Consider the following 22390-nt stretch of genomic DNA (forward strand, 5'->3'; position numbering starts at 1 on the left):
CGAGAGCGTTCAGGCGCCCTCGTCCTCGGCCTCGTCCGGATCGAGAAGCTGGAAGCGGCCTTCCTCGACGCTGTCGAAGACGAAGGCGACGATATCGGCCTGCGCCTTCTCGCCCACCTCTTCCGACACGACGCCATACCCCTCCATCGTGTCCTTGAGCTGGCCGACCAGCCGCTGGGAGATGTTCCCGAAGAGGTATTCCGCAACGGGCGCGCCCTCCCGCAGCGCATAGGAAATCGCCAGGAGGAGCGTCTTCTCGTCCGCTTCGCGGAACAGAAGGGGCACCGCGCTGCGCGGCAGGCGCCGGCCCAGATCGTTGAAGCCGAGAACCTTGCGCTTGATCGCGGCCAGGGTCTCGGAGTCGAGTTCCCGGTTCAGCGCTTCGAAGGCGGCCTCGCGCCGCGCCGTCGTCAGACGGTTGAGGAGGGCCGCGATCTTGGCCACGAGTTCTTCGTCGACGCCCGATCCCGGGGGACGGTTCGTCGAGAAGAAGGCCTGTTCGAACATCGCCTCGACCGCCTTGGCGGCGACGGGCTTGATCTCGCCGCGCGTTGCCAGGCGGACGATCGACGCCGTGGAGGCGGTCTCGCTGATGGCGATGGCGACTTCCGCGGCGAAGGCCTCGGGCAGGCTGCCGAGCGCCGTGGCGATGATCGGCGCGGGCTTATCCTCGAGGAACAGCGCGACGTCCGCCGCCTTCAACTCGGCGACGCGGTCCCAGGTGTTCGCCGGCGGCAGTTCGGGCACGAAGCACTGGATGGGCTCGACCTTCGGCCCGAACAGGACATCGGTCACCTTCTGCGCGTTGCGCTGCCCGCCGGCGAGGCCGGCGCGGTGCTGCGCGAGGTTTTCGGCGAAGTTCCTCACGATCGCCTGCTGCTCGCGCGCATCGAGCCCGGACAGACGGGAGAGGGCGGCCTCGATCTCGTCGCGCCGGTGCAGGGGAAGGTGCCCCTTGAGATGTTCGAGCCGCTCTTCCCCTAGGAGGGCCAGGACCACGGCGGCGCGTTCGGCGGGCGGGCGCGGCGGCAGGGGCGCCGCCTGCTCCGCCTGGGCAGGCGGCGCGGCGGTCGCTGGCGCGGCGGTGTCGGTATCCTTGAGCGAGGGCAGCGCGCTCATCCGGCATATCCTCTCAGTAGAGCTGCGGCGATCTTCGTCCAACCATCGGCCATAACGAAAAACGCAAGCTTAAAGGGAAGCGAGACCATGGCGGGCGGCACCATCATCATGCCGAGCGCCATGAGGACGGAGGCGACGACGAGGTCGATCGCGAGAAAGGGCAGGAAGATCGCGAAGCCGATCTGGAAGGCGGTCTTGATCTCGGACAGCATGAAGGCTGGCACGAGCAGCGCGAGCGGCGGTTCGGCCATCGCACCGGGCTCCCAGCGGCCCGGCAGCGCCTCGGTCAGTGCGATCAACGTGCTTTCATGCACCCGCGCCTCCATGAAGGCGCGGAAGGGGGTGATCACCGCATCGAAGGCTGCGGCCTCGCCGATTTCGCCTGCGCGCAGGGGCGCGATGCCCGCTTCCCAGGCCTGGGTGAAGACGGGCTCCATCACGAAGAAGGTCAGGAACAGCGCGAGGCTGGTGATCATCATGTTGGGCGGCGATTGCTGCAGCCCGATCGCCTGGCGCAGGAAGGACAGCACGATCACCATGAGCGGCAGGCAGGTCGTCATCATGATGATGCCGGGCGCCAGGCTCAGTATGGTGACGACGAGGAAGAGCGGAATGAGATCCGCCCGCAGGCTTTCGCTCCCTTCCGGCAGGAGCGCTTCGGCGGCCGCTTCGAGAGGAGCCGCCTCCTGCGCCTCGGCCGAGCCGAAGGCGAGGAGGCAGACGACCAGAAGGACGCCGATCCGTCTCACAGAGCCTCGTCTTCCACGTCCAGGATGCGGACCGCGAGGCTGCCGGGGCCGCCATCGCCTTCGCAGAGCTCCGCCGTCGCGACCTTGACGCCATTGGCGTGCAGTTCGAGCGGCGCGTCGGCCGCCGCATCGAGCGCGACCACCGTCTCGCTGTCCCATTCGGACAGGGCCTTCAGCGACACCTCGACATGGCCGAGGACGACGGTGACATCGACATTCACGTCATGAAGCGCGCGCCGGAGCGGCGTTCCGGTCGTGCCCGCATCGGGCAGTTCGGCATCGGGGGAGGTCATGCTCATTGGATCTTGTGCCTCTTCTCGGTCAGGCGATCTGGACGCGGTCTTCGTCGAACCACGCGTCGAGTACGGCCGCGGCATCTTCGGGGCTCTCTTCCACGAGCACCGTCAGAAGGCCGGCGGCATCCTGCGGCAGCGCCTTGGGCTCGCCGCTTTCGGCCTCTTCCTGCCGGGCGGTCAGAAGCGGCCGCACGACGAACAGGCCGAGGACCAGCGCGACCGCGCCCAGGAAGGCGAGCTTGAGAAGCTCGGGCGTGCGCGGCGCGATCTGTTCGATGAAGGGATTGGACGCGTCGGCCGCGATCGGCTCCGGCGCGACGAAAGGCAGCGTCCGGAGCGCGAGCGTGTCACCGCGCGCCTCGTCGATCCCGGCCGCGCTGGCCACGAGCGCGCGCAGGGCGTCGAGCTCTTCGGGGGTGCGCGGGGAGGGGACGACCTCGCCCGCCTCGTTCACGCTCGTCGCTTCGTCCAGGAGGACGGCGACGGAGAGGCGCTTGATCCCGCCCGGCAGCGTCTCGGTATGCCGCTCGATCTCGGTGCCCGTATAGGTGACGTCCTCGCTGCGCTTGCGGCGGAGGACGGGCGTGCCCTCCTCCGGGGCGATATCGCCCTCGGGCAGATTGCTCGCGACGGTGACGGCGCTGGCGCCAGGATTTTCCGTCTCGCTTTCCTCGAGCGTGCTGCGGGCGGCGACCTGACGGCCGTCCGGGTCGACCACCCGTTCGGTCTGGCTGACCGCCATCCGTTCGACGTCCAGGGCGACGCTGACGCGGGCCTTGCCCTCGCCCACGCGCGCTTCGAGCATGCGGGTCAGCCGCGCCTCGAGATCGGCGGCGCGCGATTCCTGTCCGGACAGCGAAAAGGCGTCGCGGGCGCCGGGGCCGGCCATGATGCCGCGGACGCTGTCGATGACGGCGACCTGATCGGCCGAGAGGCCCGACACCGCGAGCGCCGTCAGCGTCTGGATCGAGCGCGCCTGCTGGTCGGACAGGCCGATCCCGCTCTCGACCGTGACCGACGCGGTCTTCTGGTCGCTCGCGCGGCGGAACGCCGACTGGCGGCCCACGCCCAGATGAACTCTCGCCGCGGTGACGCCCGGAATCGCCCGGATCGTGCGGGCGAGTTCGCCTTCCTTGGCGCGCCAATAGGCCGCGTCGAACATGTCGGCTGTCGTGGAGAAGCCGTCCAGGCTGTCCAGAAGCTCGTAGCCGGCTTCGTCCGCCCGCGGAAGGCCTTGCTGCGCCAGCGCGAGGCGCAAACGGTCGCGGTCGGCCTCGGGAACGTGGATGGCCGTTCCCCGCACGCTATAGGGGACGCCGAGGCCGTCGAGTTCTGCGGCGACCTCGCCGGCGGCTTCCGGCGAGAGGCCGGACATCAGCAGGGCCTCTTCGGGCTGCCGCGCGATCATCGTCATCATCGCGAAGAGGCCGACCACGCCCGCAACGGCGCCGCCCGCCATGACCTGCTGGCGCCGCGACAGCGCGCGCCATGCATTGCCCATATTCTGTCCTGATGCGCCCAGCCCAGCCATGACCGCGATGCCCCGTTCGCTCCGGCGTTAGGAATAGGAAAACAAGCCTTAACGAAGCGTTTACCGATGCGGGTGTTTAACCTTTCTTACCAACCCGAAGCATGTGTTTCCCTAGTGTCGATATCATCGGCGCGGGGCGAGGAGAGGCACGCATGAGCGAAGAGACGACGCCAGCGAAGCGCAGCGGACTGATGGGCACGGTCCTGCTGGGCGTCGTCGCGGCCGCGGGCGGCTTCGGCGTGGTATCCTTCGCCACTTCGAGCCGGCCGGCCGTCGCCTGCGAGGCCGCGCCCGAGGCCGAAGCGGCGCCCGAAGAGGATGCCGTGAAGCCTGCCGCCGCGAGCTATGCCGCGCTCGATCCCTTCGCGGTCGCGCTGGCGCCCGATGCGGGGGCGCGGACCCTGCGCATCGGCATCGCGCTCGGGCTGACCGATGACCATCATTCTCTCGACGAGGCGGACGTGCTGCGCCTCAAGGACGGGTTCATGGACGATCTCCGGGCGGTCGAAACGGTCGTCCTGACCGATCCGGCAGCCATGCCGCAGCTGCGCGAACGGCTTCTTGGACGGGCCAGGACCGTTCTGGGCGAAGACCTGGTCGCCGAACTCCTCATCACCGATTTCCTGCTGGGCTGATCCGATGTTCTCTGTTCTCGATGCCGCACTCCTCCTGACCACGACGGCGACGGCCGGTTACTGCATCATGCTCAACCGGCGGGTGAAGAAGCTTCACGACCTCAAGAGCGGGCTCGGTCAGGCCGTGGTCTCGCTGACCCGGGCCGTGACGGCGGTGCGGGGCGAGGTGACAGAGCTCACGGCGAGCGCGAACGGCTCCGCCAAGCAGCTCGAGACGCTGCTCGGGCGGGTCGATGGATGCGAGCCGCGCGTGGATACGCTGCTCGAGACGATGGAGCGCCAGGCGCGCCAGACCTGGCGCGAGCATCAGGGCCACCTGAAGACCGCGCGCGGCGAGGTCAACGAGCTGATGGGCGATGTGCGCACCCTGATCAGCCTGCTCAACGACGAGCTTCTCGCCGCCGCCGAGCGGCAGGTTGCGGCGCGGGCGCAGCGGGAAGCGGCAGAGACCGCGCGCGCCGCCGCCGAGAAGGAAGCCGCGCGCAAACGGCTCGCCGCGGATGGGGCCGACAAGAAGAGCGTGTCCGGAGGCAAGGCGGCCGCAGGCGAGGCGAAAAGCGAGCAGGCCGACAAGACGGACCGGGCGGCAGCGACCCCCGACCTGCCGATCCAGCGGCGCGTCGGCAATGTCATCCCGGTCGGCGTGCACGGCGCGGGTACCCCCGCCAATCCCTTCGCGCAGAAAGCACGGAAACAGGCCTGATGCGGCCTCTGCCGGTCCTCACCACGCTGAGCGTCACGCTATTGGCGATCGCGGCCGCGCGGGGGCTGAGCGCCATCCCGCTCGATATCCTCGGGGAAGGGCAGGCCCCGGCGGAGACCGCCTCGGACAGGGCGGCAGCGCAGGCCAGCGCTCTCCTCGCGCAGGAGAAGGCGGCGCTCGAGCAGGCGACGCTGCATCTCGAGAGGGAGCGTGCCGCCTTTCAGGCCGAGCGGGCGGCGCCGGCCGAAGCCGCGCCCGGCAATGATCGCGTGGTGCGCCTCTATGCCGCCATGGCCCCCGAGCGTGCCGCGACCCTGATCGGCGCTCTGCCCGCGCGGGAGGCCGCGCGAATCCTCCTGGCCATGGACGAGCAGGACGCCAGCGCCATTCTCGGCGTCATGCCGGAGAAAGCGGCGATCAGCGTCCTTCAGGCCATGGCGTCAGGCGATGCGGTTCAGGGCGGGACGCAGACCGTCGACAGCTGAGGCCGAGGGCCGCGAAGCGGTCTCCGCCATCTCCTCGACGAGGCAGATCAGCCGCCGCTTGAGGCGCGGCGGCATCGCGGCGAAGAGCGAGAGCAGTTCGAAATCGTCGGAGGAGAACTGCATCCCTTCTTCGCGCGAGGGCGCCGCTTCCGCGGGCGGTGCGGCCAGCGAGGCTTGCGGCCCCGAAAAGAACTGCGCGACGGGAACGTGCAGCACTTCGGAGAATTGATGGAGCCGCGAGACCGTGATGCGGTTCGATCCGTTCTCGTATTTCTGGATCTGCTGCAGGGTCAGCTCCACGGCGGCGCCGAGCTGCTTTTGTGTCAGTCCACGGAGGTTACGGGCATTGCGCAGGTTCTGCCCGACGCGCTTGTCCACCTCGTGCGGCGGCGTGGCGGGCTGGACGACGGCGTCCTCGCCGCCTCGATGTGCCGCCGCGGCTTTTCGTATCGCGTTTTCCACTGGCCTCTCCCCAATCGATATAAGGTTGTGCATATCTGATAGCACAACCGAAAAGAGAGTAAACCGTCGCGCTGCGGCAAATCGCTCTCCCATCGGAGGAGGAAGTCTCGATGCGCGGCGTGCCGAGGCGATGGCGGCTTTCCGGCGGCAATGCGGCGCGGCGGGACCGCGGGAACCGGCATTCAGCATCGCGAGACGGGGATGAATGCTCGTCGTTCGAGAGTTGGCTATAGCGAGGCAACCCAGCGTTAACGCCCGCCGTGCCAGATACTGCCCGTGGATACCGCGGGTGGGGTTGCGATGTCGTTGAACGGGAATGCGAATGCCGAGGACGGCAGCGTGCTGACGCTGCCGACGCGTCTGGACAGCGCCGCTGCCGAGGAGTTCCGCAGCCAGCTCCTGGAGCGCCAGGGACAGCCTCTCCGCCTCGACGGGCAGGACACCACGCTTCTTGGCGGACGGTGCCTCGAGATCCTGGTCGCTGCGCGCCGCAGCTGGTCGAAGGCCGGCCAGCAATTGTCCATCACGCGACCGAGCGACGCCTTGCGGCGGGATCTCCGCCTTCTGGGCGTTTCGGCCGACATTATCGAAGAAGGGAGAGAGTCGTGAAGAAGACCATCCTAGCCGTCGACGACTCCCGCACCATGCGCGAGATGATCCGGGCGGCGCTGGAAAGCGCGGATTTCGAGGTCGCGCTCGCCGAAGACGGCGAGGACGGCCTGTCCGCGCTCGAGCGGACGGAGCCGGACGGCATCGTCACCGACATCAACATGCCGCGCCTCGATGGCTTCGGCTTCATCGAGAAGGTGCGCGAGCAGGAAGCGTACCGCACGACGCCGATCCTCGTCCTTTCGACTGAAAGCGGCCCCGAGCTCAAGCAGAGGGCGCGCGAGGGCGGCGCGACCGGCTGGATCGTGAAGCCGTTCGACCGCGACAAGCTGGTGTCGGTCCTGGACCGGCTGATCGGCTGAGGGAGGCGCTCATGGATCCGATGGAGGAAATCCGGCAGACCTTCTTCACCGAATGCGAAGAGCTGCTCGAAGCGCTCGAAGCGGGCCTTCTGTCGATTCACGACGGCACGCATGACGAGGAGACGGTCAATGTCGTCTTCCGGGCCGTCCATTCCATCAAGGGCGGGGCGGGGGCCTTCGAACTCGACGCGCTGGTGCGCTTCGCCCACGGCTTCGAGACCACGCTCGACGAGGTGCGCAGCGGTCGCCTCGAGCCGGGCGAGGACGTGGTCGCGACCCTTCTTCGCTCCGCAGACGTTCTTTCGGATCTCTTCGCCGCCTATCGCGACGGAGCGGTTCCCGCCGAGGACACGGCCCAGAGCCTGCTGGTCGAGCTCTCGACGCTGAGCGGCGCGCCCGCACCGGCGCCGGCCGCGGCGCCGCCGGCGGATGATGGCGGGTTCGCGCCGGTTCCGCTGGCGCTCGATCTCGAAGCGCCGGCATTCGAGCCCGTGCCGCTCGACCTCGGCGGCGGGGACGATGCGGACGCGGCCGACGAGGCGGCATCGCCCCTTCGGCATTACGCCATCCGCTTCCGTCCGAAAAAGGATCTGTATCGCCGCGGCGGCGAACCGACGCTCCTCCTCAGGGCGCTCGACGCGCTCGGCGAGCTCGATGTCGCGGTGACCGGCATAGATGCGGCCGATCCGGCGGCCCTCGATCCGGAGGAGCCGTGCGCCGAATGGCTGATCGGCCTGAAGACCGCAGCCGATCGGGCGGACATCGAAGAGGTCTTCGAATTCGTTTCCGATGACAGCGACCTGTCGATCGAGGCGCTTCTCGGGCTCGAGGAACCGCAAGCTCCGCAGGCCCCGCAAGCGCAGGAGGCGCCTGCGTCCGCAGCGCCCGCCCCGGAGCGGGAGGCGGTCCCGCCGCCCGCCGAGGCGCAGGCCGAACAGGCTGCGCCGGAACCGGAGGCCGCCTCCGCCTCGCCCGCTCCCTCGCAGTCCGAGGGGCAGAGCAAGCCGGTCGTCGCCCCGAAGGCGACGGTCCGGGTCGATCTCGACCGCGTCGACCGCCTGATCAACCTGGTCGGAGAACTCGTCATCAACCAGGCCATGCTCACGCAATGCGTCGAAGACAGCGGCCCGATGAACCGCGAAGTGGCGACGGGGCTCGAGGAGTTCCACCAGCTCACCCGCGAGATCCAGGAAAGCGTCATGGCGATCCGGACGCAGCCGGTGAAGCCGCTCCTGCAGCGCATGTCCCGCATCGTGCGGGAATCGGCGTCGGCCACCGGAAAATCGGTGCGCCTGCGGACCGAAGGCGAGGCCACGGAGATCGACAAGACCGTGCTCGAACGCCTCGCGGACCCGCTGACGCACATGATCCGCAATGCGGTGGATCACGGGCTCGAAAGCCCCGAGAAGCGGCTGGAAGCCGGCAAGTCCGAAGAAGGCACCGTCCGCCTCACCGCTGCCCACCGCTCCGGCCGGGTCGTGATCGAGGTCGCCGATGACGGCGCGGGCATCAACCGCGAGCGCGTGCGCCAGATCGCCGTCGACAAGGGCCTCATCGCGGCGGACGCCCAGCTGACCGAGAACGAGATCGACAATCTCCTCTTCATGCCGGGCTTCTCGACCGCGAAGGAGGTGTCGAACCTGTCCGGCCGCGGCGTCGGCATGGATGTCGTCAAGAAGGCGATCCAGGCGCTCGGCGGCCGGATCGCGATCACCTCCAGTCCGGGGCGCGGCACGACCTTCTCGATCAGCCTTCCGCTGACCCTCGCGGTCCTCGACGGCATGCTCGTCCGCATCGACGACCACACAGTGGTGCTCCCGCTGACGGCGATCATCGAGACCTTCAAGCTCCAGGGCGGCGAGCTGCATCGCCTCGGACAGGGCGGACATGTCCTTTCCGTGCGCGGCGAATTCGTCCCGCTCGTCGATATCGGCAGCGAACTCGGCTTCCGCGACCGCGTCGAGGACTACGAGGAGGCCGTCATCCTCCTCATCCAGACCGAAGAGGGCGTGCGCGCCGCCTTCGTGGCCGACGGCATCGACGATCAGCAGCAGGTCGTGATCAAGGGCCTGGAAGACAATTACGGAACGATCGAGGGCGTCGCGGCGGCCACGATCCTCGGGGACGGGCGCATCGCGCTCATCCTCGATGCAGACAACCTGGTGGAGCGGGCGGCCCTGCCTCCCGGTGAAACTTCGGCGGCAGCCTGAGGGAGAACGCAATGGAACTGGACGAAAGGCAGAAGTCCGACGGCGGAAAGGAGATCGTCTCCTTCCGGCTCGGCGAGGAAGAATTCGGCGTGGAGATCATGTCCGTCCGCGAGATCCGCGGATGGAGCAAGGCGACGCCGCTGCCCCATTCGCCGCCCTATGTGCGCGGCGTGATCAACCTGCGCGGCGCGGTCCTGCCGGTCATCGACCTCAATCAGCGTTTCGGCGAAGCGCCGAGCGATCCCTCGAGCCGCCATGTGGTCATCGTGGTTCAGGTCGAGAACGCGCAGTTCGGCCTCCTGGTCGATGCGGTCTCCGACATCCTGCACGTCACGCAGGAGGATCTGCAGGACACGCCCGATGTCGCCACGGGCGAGACCCGGGCCTTCATCCGGCACCTCGTCGCGCTCGACGACAGGATGATCCGGCTGATCGCGCTTGAATCGATCTTCACGCCAATGACCGCCGAAGCGGCCTAGGCGGCGTCCTTATTCCCCCCGGGCGGCGCTGCGCCGCCCTCCTCCGATTGGACCGGCATCCCGGTCCGCCCTGCTCATGAAAGAGGAAGATCCGTGGCCCTCAAGGACACTCTCACCGTCATGGTCGTGGACGACATGTCCGTCAGCCGTGGGCTTCTGACCCAGGCGCTCGACAGCATCGGCATCAAGAACCACAACTGGGTCAAGGACGGCGAGGAAGCGCTGAAGGCGCTTTCCGCGAAGCCCGTGCATCTGGTGATCTCCGATTACGAGATGCCGAAGATGAACGGCCTTCAGCTCCTCGGCGGCCTTCGCCAGCGCGAGGCGACGCAGAGGATCGGCTTCATCCTGGTCACCGGCAGCGCCGATCCGGCCGTCATCAATGAAGGCCGGCGGCTGGGCATGAACAACTATCTGCAGAAACCCTTCACCGCCGCCTCGCTCAAGACCTGCATCGAGGCCGTGGTCGGAAAGCTCTGACATGGCGGCGCGCACCGACGCCGCCGGCGAAGAGTCGGGCCTGCTCGCGCTGCAGCGGGTGGAAGCGGAGCTCGCCTCCGTGGAAACCGCCTGCATGCGCCTGCAGGACTACCTCGCCGAACTCGCTCCCGCGCTCGCGGCCCATCCCGGCTCCGCGCAGCTGCAAGAGATCGATCACGTCACCCAGCGCGTCACGGGCGTCCGGCAATTCCTCGCGGCGCTCGGCCGCGAGACGAGCGGCGGCTGGAAAGCCGATGGCGTGCGTGCCGCCGCGGCCATCGTCCCCAGCGATCTCGCCGCGCGCCTGTCCGGCCGGGCCGCGGCGCCGGCCGCTTCCGCCCCCGACAAGACAGGCGACATCGACCTCTTCTAGGAGGCGATGCCGCCGCTCCGCCCGGCGCGGCGGCAGAAGGCCGATGGCGCGCGGGCGGCACCTGGCATGCCTGTCCTCGCAAAGACTCGCGGCATGACCTTCCGGCCGTCGAGGCCTCGCCGGACCCGTCACCGCGCAACTCTTGGCCGCGCATGAGGCCCGGACAGGTCCGGCGCGTTCATCCTCGAGCGTCTCCCTGCGCTCTGCCGGCTGCGCTAAACGGCAAAGCGCCCGCCCGGGAAACCCTGGGCGGGCGCTTCATTTTCACGCTTCTGGAGGAGGGGCCGAAGCCCCGGTCTTTCAGAAGTCCTCCCAGCCGGCCTCCTCACCGGAGACGTCCAGCGCGGCATTCCCCGCAAAGGCGGCGACGCGGGCCTGCTGCGCCTTCACGGCGGGCTTCGGCGCGGCGTCTCTTGACGCTGCGACCGCGGCGGAGGGGTGCGTCGTCGTGAAGACGCTGACGACCTGAGCGAGTTCTTCGGCGTCCTTGGTCAGCGCGTGGCTCGCGGCCGTCGATTCTTCGACCATGGCCGCGTTCTGCTGGGTCACCTGATCGAGCGAATTCGTCGCTTCGTTGATGTTGGACAGCTCCGCGGACTGCTCCTTGGCGGCCTCCGCCATGCTCGTGATCAGCTCACTGACCGTGTTGACCGAGACGACCATCTCCTTGAGGGTTTCGCCCGTGCGGCCCACAAGGTCCACGCCGCGCTTGACGTGTTCGGAACTCGTGCCGATCAGGCCCTTGATCTCCTTCGCCGCTTCTGAAGAGCGCTGGGCCAGAGCCCGGACCTCGGAGGCGACGACGGCGAAGCCCTTGCCGGCATCGCCCGCGCGCGCCGCCTCGACGCCCGCATTCAGCGCCAGGAGGTTCGTCTGGAAGGCGATGTCGTCGATCACGCTGATGATCTGCGAGATCTGGTCTGACGACTTCTCGATCTCGCTCATCGCGCCGACCGCCTGGCTCACGACCTGACCGCTCGCCTCGGCGTTCTGGCGCGCGGCCATCACCTCGTCGCGCACCTTGGTCGCGTTCTCCGCCGCCGCCGCGACGCTGGCGGTCAGCTGCTGGAGCGAGCCGGCCGTCTGTTCGAGCGTGGCGGCCTGCGTTTCCGTGCGGCGGGCGAGTTCGTCCGCGGCCTGGCTGATCTCGGTCGCGCCGCTGCGCACGCTGGACGTGTTCGCGACCACCTTGCCGATCGACGTGTTCAGCGTGTCGACGGCTTGATTGAAGTCCGTGCGCAGCTGGACGTAGTCGTCGGCGAACTGTTCCTCGATCTGCTTGTCGAGCTCTCCGGCGGAGAGCCATTTCAGGCCGACGGAGAGGGCGTCGACGACATGGCGCTGCTCGGCCTCGTGCTTGTTGCGCAGGGCGCGGCTGCTCTTCAGCTCGCGTTCGCTGGCGGTGATGTCGGTGGCGATCTTGACCACCTTGAAGACCTTGCCGCTGGCATCCGTGATCGGGCTGTAGGTCGCCTCGAGCCAGACTTCCTCGCCGCTCTTGGTGAAGCGGTCGAACTTGCCGTGGAAGAATTCGCCTCTGCGCAGCTGCTCCCAGAAGGCTTGGTACTCCGCGCTGCGGCGGAATTCTTCGCTGACGAACATCGAGTGGTGCTGGCCGACGATCTCGTCGAGCGTATAGCCCATGGCCTGCTGGAAGTTCTCGTTCGCCGTCTGGATCGTGCCGTCCGGCTTGAACTCGATCACGGCCTTCTCGGAGCGGATCGCGTTCATGACCGCCTCGTTCCGCTGGGCCTCGGTGACGTCCACCCATTCGAGGACATTGCCGGTATGTTGACCCTGGTCATCGCGGAGGGCGTTGAAATCAAAAGCGAATTTCAACTCTCCAACGCTGATTTGCGTCCTGTGCGGAAGGCGGTGGGGGTCGGTGAGGACCTGGCGTTCCTGAGCGGGATTGTCGAAGAACATCTCGATGCTGGTGCCGTGGAGGCGTTCGGCATCCATGCCGGGCCATTTCTTCTCGAAGGCCTCGATCCTGTCCTCCACGAGACGCCGCATCGCCGCGTTCGCCTGCGTCACGTTCAGGTCCCGGTCGAGCAACATCATCGGAGCGGGAGAGCCGTCGAAGGCCGCGCTCTTCGCGCCCGCGGACTGCGCCATGGCCCGCAGCTCGCCGAGCGCGCGCGCCGCGGCTTCGATGTCGCTCTCGGGATCTGCGCGCCGCGCGGACCCGCCGGCCTGCGCCGATGCGCCGGCAAGCTCATGCAGCTGCCGGGTCGCCTTGCCGAAGCGCGCGCGGGCTGCGCCCGGCGCCAGGATCGCCGCGGCGGCGACGCCGCCGCCGAGGAGCGCGCCCTGCAGGGCCAGAAGGTCGCCCCCTACGCCCTGCGCCGCGGCGAGAGCTAGCGCCGCCGCCGCGCCACCGGCCAGCGGCGCCGCCGCTGCGAGGCTCGGCCCGAAACGGCTCGGACCTGCGAAATTGGATCGCGCATTCCCCAAAAAGTTGTCGGGCCGATCTTGACCTGGTTTAAACTCGCTGCTAGTAACAGAAGCGTGATCGCGATGCTGACGGTTCCTGTCGGTATCGGGCTGGGGCATTGTTTCGGTCTCCTCGCGCGTACTGATGTACGCTCCCATTCAGCCGGACAGACCCGAGGGTGCTGACGGCTGCCTCAAACGATAAAATTCGAACAGCACGGTTTGCCTTGCAGATAAGTTAAGGCTCGCTGAACTTTTCTCGTCTGACGATGGCTGGTGCAGCGCGACTATCGGTACATGCTCTTCCGCCATCGCCGTCTTCTTCTCGGCGAAGGACCGTCCTGTACCTGTGCTGGAGGCCTCCTGAGTGGGCGGAGCCCCTATGCATCGTGAGGCGAGCATTTAACGAGTTGTATACCAACGATCGATAAGCACGAGACATGCTCTCGATCCTCGGACTCCTCGTCACCGTCGCTATGGTCTTCGGCGGATACACCATCGCCGGTGGCAAGATGTCTATCATCCTGCACTCGCTGCCCTATGAGATGATGATGATCGGCGGCGCCGCGCTCGGCGCCTTCCTCGCCGCGAACGATTTTCACCGGATCAAGCAGACGGGCGGAGACGTCATGGCGGCCGTGAAGGGGCCGAAATGGAAGAAGCAGGACTATCGCGACGCGCTGTGCCTGATGCACGAGATCATCGCGCTGCAGCGCGAGAGCCCTGTCGACATGGAGCGCCACATCGAGAACCCGGCGGAGTCGGATCTCTTCTCGAAATATCCCCGGGTCCAGGCCGACAAGGCCGCCGTCGACATCCTCTGCGACACGATCCGCAGCATGATGATGAATTTCGACGATCCCCATCAGGTCGAGGAGATGCTGGAAAAGCAGCTCGACCAGATGAAGGAAGAGCGCCTCCACGGCGCGCACGCTCTCGAAGCGCTGTCCGATGCGCTGCCTGCGCTCGGCATCGTCGCGGCCGTTCTCGGCGTCATCAAGACCATGGCCTCGATCGATAAGCCGCCCGAGGTCCTAGGCGCCATGATCGGCGGCGCGCTGGTCGGCACCTTCCTCGGCGTCTTCCTCGCTTACGGCGTCTTCGGCCCGCTCGCCGCCAGGGTGAAGGCGGTGCGCGAGGAGGAGCACGTCTTCTACGAGCTGTTCCGGCAGGTCCTCGTCTCCAGTCTCCAGAAGCACGCGCCGAACATCTGCGTCGAGGTCGGCCGCCGCCACGTGCCGAGCGCGATGCGCCCGAGCTTCGACGAACTCGAAAACGCGATACGGGAGGCGGCATGAGCGACGATGCCAGCATCGCGACGCTGTCGCGCCAGACGGGCCTTCTCCAGACCGTCTCGACCATCGCGAACAATATCGCGAATGCCTCCACCCCCGGCTACAAGTCCGAAGGCACGGTGTTCTCGGAATATATCCGCCGCACCGGCCCGGACTCTCATTCCCTCTCCATGGGGCGCCTGTCGGCGCAGACCACGGATTTTTCTTCCGGGTCCCTCCGCAAGACGGGTGGCGACTTCGATTACGCGATCGACGGGACCGGCTTCTTCAAGGTGGCGACGCCCGATGGCGACCGCCTGACCCGGGCAGGGCGCTTCATGCTCGACCTCGACGGGCAGATCGTCGATCCGAACGGCGCACCCGTCCTCGACGGGGGCGGCGCGCCCATCGAGATCCCGCAGGACGCGACCGTCATCGCCGTGGGCCGGGACGGCACGCTCAGCATCGACGGCGAGCCTTACGGCGATATCGGTGTCTTCGAGCCGGTCGGTCAGCCCGAGCGGGCCGGCAACAATTACTGGACCGCCCCCGGCGGCGACCGCCCGGTGGAGGAACCCAACGTCCTCCAGGGTTTCGCAGAGCAGTCCAACGTCTCTCCCGTTTCGGAATTCGCCGCGCTGATCGCGGCGCAGCGCAATTTCGACGCGGGCCAGACGCTGACCGAACAGGAACATGAGCGCCTCAGCGCGCTGATCGCCGCGATCCGGCAGGGAGCATAAGGCATGGACGCACTTCGCACGGCCGCCACCGGCATGGACGCGCAGCAGACGCGCGTCGACGTCATCGCCAACAACATCTCCAACATGTCGACCACGGCCTATGCGCCGCGCTCGGCGGTCTTCGCCGATCTCATATACCGCCAGGAAGTCACCCCCGGCGCCATCGCCTCGGCTGACGGAACGGTCGTGCCCTCGGGCGTGCAGCTCGGCCTCGGCGTGCGCACGGCGGCGATCGCGATGGAGATCGGGCAGGGCGCGCTTCGCGAGACCGGCGGCGACCTCGACCTCGCCATCGAGGGGCGCGGCTTTCTCGAGGTGACGCTGCCTTCGGGCGAACCGGCCTATACCCGCGACGGCAAGCTCGAAATCAATCCGGAGGGCGAGGTCGTCACCCCGGCCGGCTTCCCGCTCGCCGACGGCATCACCATTCCCGCCGATGCCCGCCGGATCACGATCAGCCCGGACGGAGAGGTCTACGCGGATTTCGCCGACGGCTCGGCGAGCCAGTCGATCGGCGTCTTGACCCTGTCGTCCTTCGTCAACGAGCGCGGCCTCGAGGCCATGGGCGGCAATCTCTACAGGATCACCGAAGCCTCGGGCGACGCGACCGTCGCGCCGCCCGGCATCGACGGGCACGGCCTGATCCGCCAGGGCTATCTCGAGGAATCGGGCGTGGATGTCGTCTCCGAGATCGCCGACCTCATCGAGGCGCAGCGGGGTTACGAGCTCAACTCCAAGGTCCTAACGGCCGCCGACGAGATGTACGCGGCGGCGACGAGGATCCGATGATCGGCCTTGCTGCCGCGCTGATCCTGACGGGCGCGATCGCGGAGGCGCGCCTGCCGGCGGGAACCGTGATCGAGCCCGTCCATGTCAGCGGCTGCGCGGAGCCCTGCGCCCTGGTCGGCCGGCAGCTGCGCCGAACCGTCTTCGCCGGCCGCGAACTCTCGCTGGCCGACACCAAGCCGCGCGACCTCGTCGGCCGCAATGCCAGGGTGACGCTGATCGCGATCAAGGGCGCCATGCGCCTCGAGGCAGAGGGCAGGGCGCTCGGCGCGGGCGCGCAGGGCGACGAGGTCACCGTGATGAACACGGAAAGCCGGCGCGTGGTGACGGGCATCGTGGTCGCGCCCGGCGTGGTGGAGGTTTCGCTGTGAAAGCGCGCTACCTTGTCCTCGCCCTGCTGGGCGCCTGCGCCAGCACCAAGGAGGGCCCGGTCCAGGACGAGGCGAGGGGCTATCCCGTCGCCACGCCGGCAAGCCATGCCGGCAGCGCATCCTTGTGGAATCAGGAGCCGCAATCCCTGTTCGGCAATCGGCGCGCCCGCGACATCGGAGACATCCTCACCGTCATCGTCTCGGTCGACGACGAGGCGGAGATGGAGAACAGCCTCGAGGCCGAACGGTCGAACGAGGAGAATTTCGGAACCAGCGCCCTGTTCGGCCTGCCGCAGCTCGCCGGTTCCGTCCTGCCGGACGGCGCCAGCCTCGACCCCGGCGCGGATCTGACGCGGAGCCGGGCGCAGAACGGCAGCGGCCGGATCACGCGGCGCGAAAGCGTCACCCTCGAACTCGCCGCGGTCGTCACCGACAAGCTGGCCAACGGGCATCTCGTCATCGAGGGCACCCAGCGCATCCGCGTGAACCACGAAACCCGCGCCCTCAAGATCATGGGGATCGTCCGACCCCAGGACATCGACCGCAACAACACGATCACCCACGAGAAGATCGCCGCCGCCGACATCGTCTATTCCGGCTACGGACAGGTCGCCCGTTCGACCTCGCCCCGCTTCGGCTCGCGCCTCCTCGATATCCTGGTGCCGTTCTGATGAAGAAGCTGATGCCTTTCCTCGTCGTGCTGGTGGCCGTGGGCGCCGGCGGCGCCGGCGCGCTGATGCTCGACGCGCCTGCCGAGGACGTTCACGCCGCCGAAGAAGGCGCCAAGACGCCCGTCAGCAAGCATGAGGGGAAGAAGGAGGCGGTCGCCTATATGGGCTTCCAGCGCGCCTTCATCGTTCCGGTGGTGGTGGAGCGCAATGTCAGCGCGCTCGTCATGCTCGATCTGTCGCTCGAAATGGACGCCGCGACGGTCGAGAATGCGCGCAAGAAGGAACCCAAGCTGCGCGACGGGATCATGAAGGCGCTGATCGGCCTGTCCCACGAAGGAATGCTGACCGGCGATATCACGGATCCCGCCGTCTACGAGGAGATCCGCAACCGGATCGAGGCGGCGGCGGGCGAATATGTCGGAGAAGGCCTCCAGGGAGTCCTCATCACCGACTACGCCCGCCAGGAACGCTGAAAGGCCGGCCCCCTGCGGGAAAGCCGGCTTCGGGAAACCCCTGAATCTCGAGCGAGGCGCCGCGCCGGGCGCTAGGACATCGGGCGCCAGGACGGGCGCATTCAGGCGGCGCCGTCTTCGCCGCCGAGCTGCTCGCCAAGGGCTGCTTCCAGCATCTTGGCGATCGCTTCGAGATGGGCGTTGCTCTGCACCTGCTGCTCGACGGACGAGAAGGTGGCGAGCTGCTCGACGAATTGCGTCGAATCGAGCGGGGCCAGCGGATCCTGGTGCTCCACCTGCGCCGTGAGGAGCTTCAGGAAGGCCTCGAAATCCGCGCCGGTCGGCGTCGGCATGGTGGCCTTGGAGGCCGCTGCGGCCTGCTCCTCGGCCTGCTGCGCTCCTGCGCCGATGGCGGAAGTGATCACGGGCGTTCTCCTGTCACAGACGAATATCGATACGGCCCGTCAGGCCGAGAGGGCTTGTGGATTGCGAAGCGGCCGGAAGGCGCGCCGGGCCGGCCGCCTCCGCCGCCCTGTCGAGGACGAGCGTGCGCCAGCGCTCTTCGGCTGCGCCCTTCTGCGCCTTGGCGTCATCGCTTCCGAAGGAGACCGATGCCTCCCCGAAGCTGTTCGCGAGTTCTTTTTGCAGCCATTCCGTATGCCGCTTGAGGAGCGAGCCCGTATCGGCGTTCTCCGCCGATAGAAGGGCGGTGACGCCGTGGCGCTCGAACGAGAATTCGACCCGGACCACGCCAAGATCGGGCGGGTCGAGGCGGAGCGTCATCGTCCGCTCGCCGCTGCGCATCGCGATGGCATCGGCCACCTGCCGGGCCGCTTCGCCGGGGGCGGGCGGTGCGAGCTGGACCGCGGGACCGGGAGCCTGCGTGGGAGCCTGGCTCGGCGCGGCACTTGGCGCCGGACCGCCTGTCAGAGGCTGCCCCGACGAAGCGGCGATCTCGGTCCGCGCCGCCGCGGGCCTGTCGGCGGCCCGGATCATCGGGGTCTTCTCGGCCTGCACCGCCGTCAGCTCGGCCATCCGGGGATGGGCGTCGGTCCTGTCGGCGCCGGGCAGCGGGGCTGCCGCTGCGGCAGGAGCGGGATCGGCTCGGACTGCGCCGGGCGCTGCGGGGGAAGGCCTTTCCCCCGATATCCCGGCCGGGAGCGAGGGGGACGGTGTCGCCGCGCCCTCAGCCGATGCCGTCCGAGCGGGGGCCGAAGGCGCCGGCGCGGCCGCCTCGCCGGCCGCCTGCATCCGCGTGGATGCGGCAGCTCGGGGGTGGCCGGAAGCCGCGGCTTCAGGTTTCGCTGGGGCTGCCTCTGCGCCGAGCCGGCCTTCGCCGGTCGGGTCCGAGCCTGCGGCAGGCGCTTGCGCCGCCGGTGCCGCGAAGCGTTCGCCCGCTGCGAGCGGCGCGCGGGCCGCGCCCCGGGAAGGCGCCATGATGTCCTTTAATCCGCCCTCGGAAGCGGCCGGGTCTGCCGAGCCGGCGGCGGAATGGGCGGGCGCGGGCTGCGCCGTCGGCACCGGCAGGAGGCCGTCGCGCGGCTGCTCGCCGAGGGTGAGGCGCAGCACGGGACCGTCCTGCGGCGACAGCGTCTCCACCGTGACATGGGGGGAGGGCGCCTCGCCGCTCTCGGGCAACGCGCCCTCTGTCTTCCGCGTCTCGACCGCGAGCAGGAATTCCGCCGCATCGGTTCCCGTGCGGAGGGAAGCTCCCGCCCCGCCTTTGTCCGAAGGAGGCGCCTGGCGCTCCGGCTGCACCTCTCCCCTGGTCTGGACCGGATCGGCCGTGCGCGTCTGGGAGGCGAGAGGAAGCGGGATCATCTGGTGCCGGATGCAATACGAACAGAAGGACTGTGCAGAAATAGGGTTTACCAACCCTTTACATGCGCCCGGATAACGCTGGCTTTGCAAATCAGGAGTAAGCCTATGCTGACGCCTCTGACGAACATGACCGGCTCCGTCGCGCCCACGGCCGACGCCGCCCCTGCCGAGGACGCGGTCCTGCGGGAGACGGCGGAGAAGCTCGAGGCCGCCTTCCTGCGCGAAATGCTCGATCAGGCGGGGCTGGCGGAGGCGTTCGGAACGGGCGGCGAGGGCGGAAGCGCTTCGGCGGGCGACGCCTTTTCCGGCTTCCTGCTCGATGCGATCGCCGAGGACATGGCGGCGGCCGGCGGCCTCGGCCTCGCCGACAGGTTCTACGAGCAGCTCGCCGGCGAGCCGGTTTCGGCCAATAGGAGCCGCCGGCTGTGAGCGCGCGGGCCCTGATCGACGCCCTGCGCCGCGAGGCGGCGCTTCTGCAGCGCGGGGAGTTCGATGCCCTCGAGGCCGTGCAGGCCGAAAAGGAGCAGGCCGCCCGGGCGATGGGCCGGCGGGCGACGCAAGACGAGCTCGCGATGCTGCGGACACTCGCGCTGGAAAACGAAAGACTCTTCTCGGTCGCGCTGACGGCCTGCAAGAGAGCGAAGTCGCGCCTTCAAGCTGTGGAAAACTCTCAATCCGTTATTGGATATACTGATGAGGGAAACCGCCTGTCTTCAAGCGATAGAAAAACGCTCAGCGGACGCCGCTATTAAAGGCCTGTTAGGGCAGTTCGCTCTAGACGCTGTTTTGGGGCGACCGAGGATTGGTTGCGCCGGGCAGCACCCGGTTCCGTCAGGACGCACGGACTCGCTGAAAGAAGTAAGGGATACTTCCGATGACGAGCATCAACGTGAACCAAGGCGCGCTCATCGCGCTTTCCACCCTCCAAGACGTCAACAGCGACCTGTCGCGCGTCTCCAATGAGATCTCCACCGGCAAGCGGATCAACACCGCCAAGGACAATGCCGCGATCTGGTCGATCGCCGAGACGATGAACTCCGACATCATGGCGTTCGAAACCGTCTCCGAGAGCCTGTCGCTGGGTTCGGCCACCGTGGGCGTCGCCCGCTCTGCGGCCGAAAGCATCGTCGACATGATGAAGGAGATCAAATCTCTGGCCACGACGGCCGCCGGCGAAGGCGCGGACCGCACCAAGCTGAGCACGGAGATCGGCAACCTCGTCACGCAGATCAACGACATCACGGCCAGCGCGCAGTTCAACGGCGTGAACCTGATCGCCTCGGGCGCCGCCGACGTCACGATTCTGTCCTCGCTGAACCGTTCGGGCGCGACCGTGACGCCCGGCTCGATCACCATCACCGCTCAGGACCTGAGCGCGCTCGGTTCGGCGACCTATGACGTCTCCGACCAGGCGACGGCGCAGACCACGCTCGCCACGATCGAGACGAACCTCGTTTCGGCTATCGACGCGGCGGCGGCCTTCGGCTCGACGCAGAACCGCATCGACATCCAGTCGGACTTCATCGGCTCGCTGGTCGACAATATGGAAATCGGCGTCGGCGCGCTGGTCGACACCAACATGGAAGAAGCCTCGGCCGACCTGAAGGCCCTGCAGGTGCAGCAGCAGCTGGGTATCCAGTCGCTCTCCATCGCCAATGCGGCGCCGCAGTCGGTGCTCTCGCTGTTCCGCTAATCGCCGGACGCGAAGTCTTCTAGAGGAGCGGCCCCCGGGCCGCTCCTCGCCCCCCACACCGAGCGAGTTCCATGTATTCTTCGGCCGAACAGGGCTACGCGCATATGCGTCGCCAGACCTCCTCTCCCCGCGCTATCGAACGCTCCGTCCTCACGAGGGCCGCCAGCGATCTGGCCGCGGCGGATCCGGACACGCTGGAAGGCTACAAGGCGCTGGCCGAGGCCGTCCGCCGGAACACCAAGATCTGGTCGGCCATGGCGACCGATCTCGCCTCCTCCGCGAACGGACTGCCCGACGATCTGCGCGGCCAGCTTCTCAGCCTCGCCGTCTTCGCCGAGAAGCACGGCCGGAAGGTCCTCTCCGGGCAGGGTGACCGCCAGGTGCTGATCAACATCAACCGCGCCGTCGCCAAGGGCCTTGAGGCCGCGGCGCAAGAGGCGGCCTGACCTTGGCGGGCCTTACTCTCACGCTCCGCCCGAACGAGCGCTTCCTCGTCGGCGGCTGCCTGGTCCAGAACGGCCCGCGCCGCTCGGCGATCACGATCGTCGATGATTCCGTGCCAGTGCTCCGCCTTTCGGATGCTCTTCACCCGGACGAGGTGACCACGCCGATCCGCCGCGCCTATTACGCAGCGCAGCTCATCCTCGCGGGCGAGCCCGTCGATCGCGACGCCGTCAGGGATCAGATCGAGGCCCTCGCCCGGATTTTCGAGACCACGCCTCTCGCACCCAAGTTCCAAGAAGCGAAAGCCGCGGCCGAAACGGGCCGCTATCACAGCGTTCTGATGACGCTGCGGCCGCTTTTCGCGGTAGAGGACGAGATGCTCTCGTCCGGCGATGAGAAATACAGCGCTACAGGATAGCGTTAACCAAATCTTCAACCCGTCATAAGCATTGTGACCGTGTCGTTAACCTTGAGGGGGCGCGCGGTCATGATCGGTTCGAACAATGCGATGCTCGACATCGCGCAGGCGCTGGCGTCGCACGCCGCCGAGGCGCAGCGCGTGGCGGCCCATAACATCGCTCAGGCGGACACGCCGGGATTCAAGGCGCGGAGCGTGGAAGCCTTCGCAGCGGCCTATGCCGCAGGGCGCGAGGCGCCGCGGGTCGGCGTCGACAGGACGGCTGCCGCCGATCCCAACGGCAACACGGTCTCGGTCGAGGCGCAGGTTCTCGCGCTCGCCGATGCGCGCGGCCAGCACGATCTCGGCCTCGCCATCTGGGACAAGACGCTCGGCCTCTACAAAGCCGCTCTCGGAAGGATCCGCTGATGGCCGATCCGATCTTCGCGGCGATGCGCGCAGCCTCCGACGGCATGTCCGCTCAGAGCCTCCGCTTGCGGACCGTCCACGAGAACCTGTCGAACGCCGACACGCCGGGCTATCGGCGCAAGCTCGTCAGCTTCGCGGCGGGCGTCGAGGACAAGGCCGTCGCGGTGAAGGACGTGACGCTCGACCGGACCGCGCTGCGCCGCGTGCTCGACCCCGCTCACCCGCTCGCCGACGCCGACGGCTATGTCGACATGAGCAATGTCGACATGATCGTCGAGACCGCCGACGCCCGCCAGGCCAAGCGCAGCTTCGAAGCCAATCTCGAGGCGTTCCGCCAGGCTCGCGAAACCTATTCCAATCTCGTCAACCTTCTGAGGCGCTGA

At 68.0% G+C, this 22390-nt stretch carries 30 protein-coding genes; 22 read left to right on the forward strand and 8 right to left on the reverse strand.

The features are described 5' to 3' along the window. Positions 1-9 precede the first annotated feature (9 nt). The 4 genes from IE88_RS16670 to fliF are packed head-to-tail and all read right to left on the reverse strand — an operon-like array spanning position 10 to position 3665. Entirely contained in the window at positions 10-1119 is a 1110-nt protein-coding gene (locus tag IE88_RS16670) for a FliG C-terminal domain-containing protein (RefSeq protein WP_036767162.1), read from the reverse strand. Beyond that, the gene (fliP, locus tag IE88_RS0111865; RefSeq protein ID WP_036767163.1) at positions 1116-1868 is read right to left on the reverse strand and encodes a flagellar type III secretion system pore protein FliP; all 753 of its coding nucleotides are present in this window, start codon (positions 1866-1868) and stop codon (positions 1116-1118) included. Before fliP ends, IE88_RS16670 begins: the two co-directional genes overlap by 4 nt. After that, entirely contained in the window at positions 1865-2167 is a 303-nt protein-coding gene (locus IE88_RS0111870) for a FliM/FliN family flagellar motor switch protein (RefSeq protein WP_031554732.1), read from the reverse strand. Before IE88_RS0111870 ends, fliP begins: the two co-directional genes overlap by 4 nt. A 22-nt stretch (positions 2168-2189) precedes the next feature. After that, complete coding sequence (gene fliF, locus IE88_RS0111875; RefSeq protein ID WP_051882069.1) at positions 2190-3665, reverse strand: flagellar basal-body MS-ring/collar protein FliF; 1476 nt, start codon at positions 3663-3665, stop codon at positions 2190-2192. A gap of 182 nt (positions 3666-3847) precedes the next feature. Between fliF and IE88_RS0111880 the strand changes: the two genes are divergently transcribed. From IE88_RS0111880 to IE88_RS18405, 3 genes are read left to right on the forward strand one after another with little or no spacing between them, the layout of a single operon-like run. After that, complete coding sequence (locus IE88_RS0111880; RefSeq protein ID WP_031554736.1) at positions 3848-4330, forward strand: flagellar basal body-associated FliL family protein; 483 nt, start codon at positions 3848-3850, stop codon at positions 4328-4330. A gap of 4 nt (positions 4331-4334) precedes the next feature. Further along, entirely contained in the window at positions 4335-5033 is a 699-nt protein-coding gene (locus tag IE88_RS18400) for a hypothetical protein (RefSeq protein ID WP_031554738.1), read from the forward strand. After that, positions 5033-5518, forward strand: a complete 486-nt coding sequence (locus IE88_RS18405) for a magnesium transporter MgtE N-terminal domain-containing protein (RefSeq protein ID WP_031554740.1) — start codon at positions 5033-5035, stop codon at positions 5516-5518. Before IE88_RS18400 ends, IE88_RS18405 begins: the two co-directional genes overlap by 1 nt. Here IE88_RS18405 and IE88_RS0111895 read toward each other — a convergent pair. Then, entirely contained in the window at positions 5474-5980 is a 507-nt protein-coding gene (locus tag IE88_RS0111895) for a helix-turn-helix domain-containing protein (RefSeq protein WP_051882071.1), read from the reverse strand. The two genes, IE88_RS18405 and IE88_RS0111895, sit on opposite strands and share 45 nt — an antisense overlap. A 300-nt stretch (positions 5981-6280) precedes the next feature. Here IE88_RS0111895 and IE88_RS0111900 point away from each other — a divergent pair, with 300 nt between their 5' ends. The 6 genes from IE88_RS0111900 to IE88_RS0111925 all read left to right on the forward strand — a co-directional run bounded on the left by IE88_RS0111900 (position 6281) and on the right by IE88_RS0111925 (position 10493). After that, the gene (locus IE88_RS0111900; protein WP_051882073.1) at positions 6281-6589 is read left to right on the forward strand and encodes an STAS domain-containing protein; all 309 of its coding nucleotides are present in this window, start codon (positions 6281-6283) and stop codon (positions 6587-6589) included. After that, positions 6586-6951 (forward strand): response regulator, encoded by a 366-nt coding sequence (locus IE88_RS0111905; RefSeq protein ID WP_031554743.1) that lies wholly within the window; start codon positions 6586-6588, stop codon positions 6949-6951. The genes IE88_RS0111900 and IE88_RS0111905 overlap by 4 nt, the downstream gene beginning before the upstream one ends. A gap of 11 nt (positions 6952-6962) precedes the next feature. Continuing rightward, entirely contained in the window at positions 6963-9161 is a 2199-nt protein-coding gene (locus IE88_RS0111910) for a chemotaxis protein CheA (RefSeq protein WP_031554746.1), read from the forward strand. An 11-nt stretch (positions 9162-9172) separates the two neighbouring features. Next, complete coding sequence (locus IE88_RS0111915; RefSeq protein WP_031554748.1) at positions 9173-9640, forward strand: chemotaxis protein CheW; 468 nt, start codon at positions 9173-9175, stop codon at positions 9638-9640. Between the two features lie 93 nt (positions 9641-9733). After that, the gene (locus IE88_RS0111920; RefSeq protein WP_031554750.1) at positions 9734-10120 is read left to right on the forward strand and encodes a response regulator; all 387 of its coding nucleotides are present in this window, start codon (positions 9734-9736) and stop codon (positions 10118-10120) included. A 1-nt stretch (position 10121) separates the two neighbouring features. Continuing rightward, the gene (locus IE88_RS0111925) at positions 10122-10493 is read left to right on the forward strand and encodes a hypothetical protein (protein WP_031554752.1); all 372 of its coding nucleotides are present in this window, start codon (positions 10122-10124) and stop codon (positions 10491-10493) included. 300 nt (positions 10494-10793) lie between these two features. On the opposite strand, the gene IE88_RS18200 is transcribed toward IE88_RS0111925, so the two are convergent. Then, positions 10794-13049 carry a methyl-accepting chemotaxis protein gene (locus IE88_RS18200; RefSeq protein ID WP_156032583.1) on the reverse strand — a complete coding sequence of 752 codons (2256 nt, stop codon included), beginning with the start codon at positions 13047-13049 and terminating at the stop codon, positions 10794-10796. A 320-nt stretch (positions 13050-13369) separates the two neighbouring features. Between IE88_RS18200 and motA the strand changes: the two genes are divergently transcribed. Genes motA through IE88_RS0111960 form a run of 6 tightly spaced genes read left to right on the forward strand, consistent with a single transcriptional unit; the run spans position 13370 to position 17244 of the window. Next, positions 13370-14227, forward strand: a complete 858-nt coding sequence (motA, locus tag IE88_RS0111935; protein ID WP_031554757.1) for a flagellar motor stator protein MotA — start codon at positions 13370-13372, stop codon at positions 14225-14227. Beyond that, complete coding sequence (locus IE88_RS0111940) at positions 14224-14943, forward strand: flagellar hook-basal body complex protein (protein WP_031554760.1); 720 nt, start codon at positions 14224-14226, stop codon at positions 14941-14943. Before motA ends, IE88_RS0111940 begins: the two co-directional genes overlap by 4 nt. 3 nt (positions 14944-14946) lie before the next feature. Then, on the forward strand, positions 14947-15732 hold the full coding sequence (flgG, locus tag IE88_RS0111945; protein WP_031554762.1) for a flagellar basal-body rod protein FlgG: 786 nt from the start codon (positions 14947-14949) through the stop codon (positions 15730-15732). Further along, positions 15729-16100 (forward strand): flagellar basal body P-ring formation chaperone FlgA, encoded by a 372-nt coding sequence (gene flgA, locus IE88_RS16680; RefSeq protein ID WP_036767166.1) that lies wholly within the window; start codon positions 15729-15731, stop codon positions 16098-16100. Before flgG ends, flgA begins: the two co-directional genes overlap by 4 nt. After that, the gene (locus IE88_RS0111955) at positions 16097-16771 is read left to right on the forward strand and encodes a flagellar basal body L-ring protein FlgH (protein WP_036767169.1); all 675 of its coding nucleotides are present in this window, start codon (positions 16097-16099) and stop codon (positions 16769-16771) included. Before flgA ends, IE88_RS0111955 begins: the two co-directional genes overlap by 4 nt. Beyond that, positions 16771-17244 (forward strand): flagellar basal body-associated FliL family protein, encoded by a 474-nt coding sequence (locus IE88_RS0111960; protein WP_031554768.1) that lies wholly within the window; start codon positions 16771-16773, stop codon positions 17242-17244. The genes IE88_RS0111955 and IE88_RS0111960 overlap by 1 nt, the downstream gene beginning before the upstream one ends. A 101-nt stretch (positions 17245-17345) precedes the next feature. Here the strand turns inward: IE88_RS0111960 and IE88_RS0111965 are convergent, their stop codons facing one another. Both IE88_RS0111965 and IE88_RS0111970 read right to left on the reverse strand, forming a co-directional pair. After that, positions 17346-17648, reverse strand: a complete 303-nt coding sequence (locus IE88_RS0111965) for a flagellar hook assembly protein FlgD (protein ID WP_031554770.1) — start codon at positions 17646-17648, stop codon at positions 17346-17348. Between the two features lie 13 nt (positions 17649-17661). Then, positions 17662-19044 (reverse strand): flagellar hook-length control protein FliK, encoded by a 1383-nt coding sequence (locus IE88_RS0111970; protein ID WP_031554772.1) that lies wholly within the window; start codon positions 19042-19044, stop codon positions 17662-17664. A gap of 105 nt (positions 19045-19149) precedes the next feature. Between IE88_RS0111970 and IE88_RS0111975 the strand changes: the two genes are divergently transcribed. The 7 genes from IE88_RS0111975 to IE88_RS0112005 all read left to right on the forward strand — a co-directional run bounded on the left by IE88_RS0111975 (position 19150) and on the right by IE88_RS0112005 (position 22390). Beyond that, positions 19150-19473 (forward strand): rod-binding protein, encoded by a 324-nt coding sequence (locus tag IE88_RS0111975; RefSeq protein ID WP_156032584.1) that lies wholly within the window; start codon positions 19150-19152, stop codon positions 19471-19473. After that, on the forward strand, positions 19470-19796 hold the full coding sequence (locus tag IE88_RS0111980) for a hypothetical protein (RefSeq protein ID WP_031554776.1): 327 nt from the start codon (positions 19470-19472) through the stop codon (positions 19794-19796). Before IE88_RS0111975 ends, IE88_RS0111980 begins: the two co-directional genes overlap by 4 nt. 122 nt (positions 19797-19918) lie before the next feature. After that, positions 19919-20737: a flagellin N-terminal helical domain-containing protein gene (locus tag IE88_RS0111985; RefSeq protein ID WP_031554779.1), complete on the forward strand. Its 819-nt coding sequence runs from the start codon at positions 19919-19921 to the stop codon at positions 20735-20737. Between the two features lie 71 nt (positions 20738-20808). Further along, positions 20809-21183, forward strand: coding sequence for a flagellar biosynthesis regulator FlaF (gene flaF / locus IE88_RS16685; protein WP_051882074.1), 375 nt, complete (start codon positions 20809-20811; stop codon positions 21181-21183). Positions 21184-21185: 2 nt separating this feature from the next. Further along, positions 21186-21599, forward strand: coding sequence for a flagellar biosynthesis repressor FlbT (locus IE88_RS16690; RefSeq protein WP_036767171.1), 414 nt, complete (start codon positions 21186-21188; stop codon positions 21597-21599). A gap of 69 nt (positions 21600-21668) precedes the next feature. After that, the gene (locus IE88_RS0112000; protein ID WP_051882076.1) at positions 21669-22007 is read left to right on the forward strand and encodes a hypothetical protein; all 339 of its coding nucleotides are present in this window, start codon (positions 21669-21671) and stop codon (positions 22005-22007) included. Further along, on the forward strand, positions 22007-22390 hold the full coding sequence (locus IE88_RS0112005; protein WP_031554787.1) for a flagellar basal body rod C-terminal domain-containing protein: 384 nt from the start codon (positions 22007-22009) through the stop codon (positions 22388-22390). Before IE88_RS0112000 ends, IE88_RS0112005 begins: the two co-directional genes overlap by 1 nt.

Origin of the sequence: Parvularcula oceani (assembly GCF_000733125.1) — a bacterium.
Classification (GTDB): domain Bacteria; phylum Pseudomonadota; class Alphaproteobacteria; order Caulobacterales; family Parvularculaceae; genus Parvularcula; species Parvularcula oceani.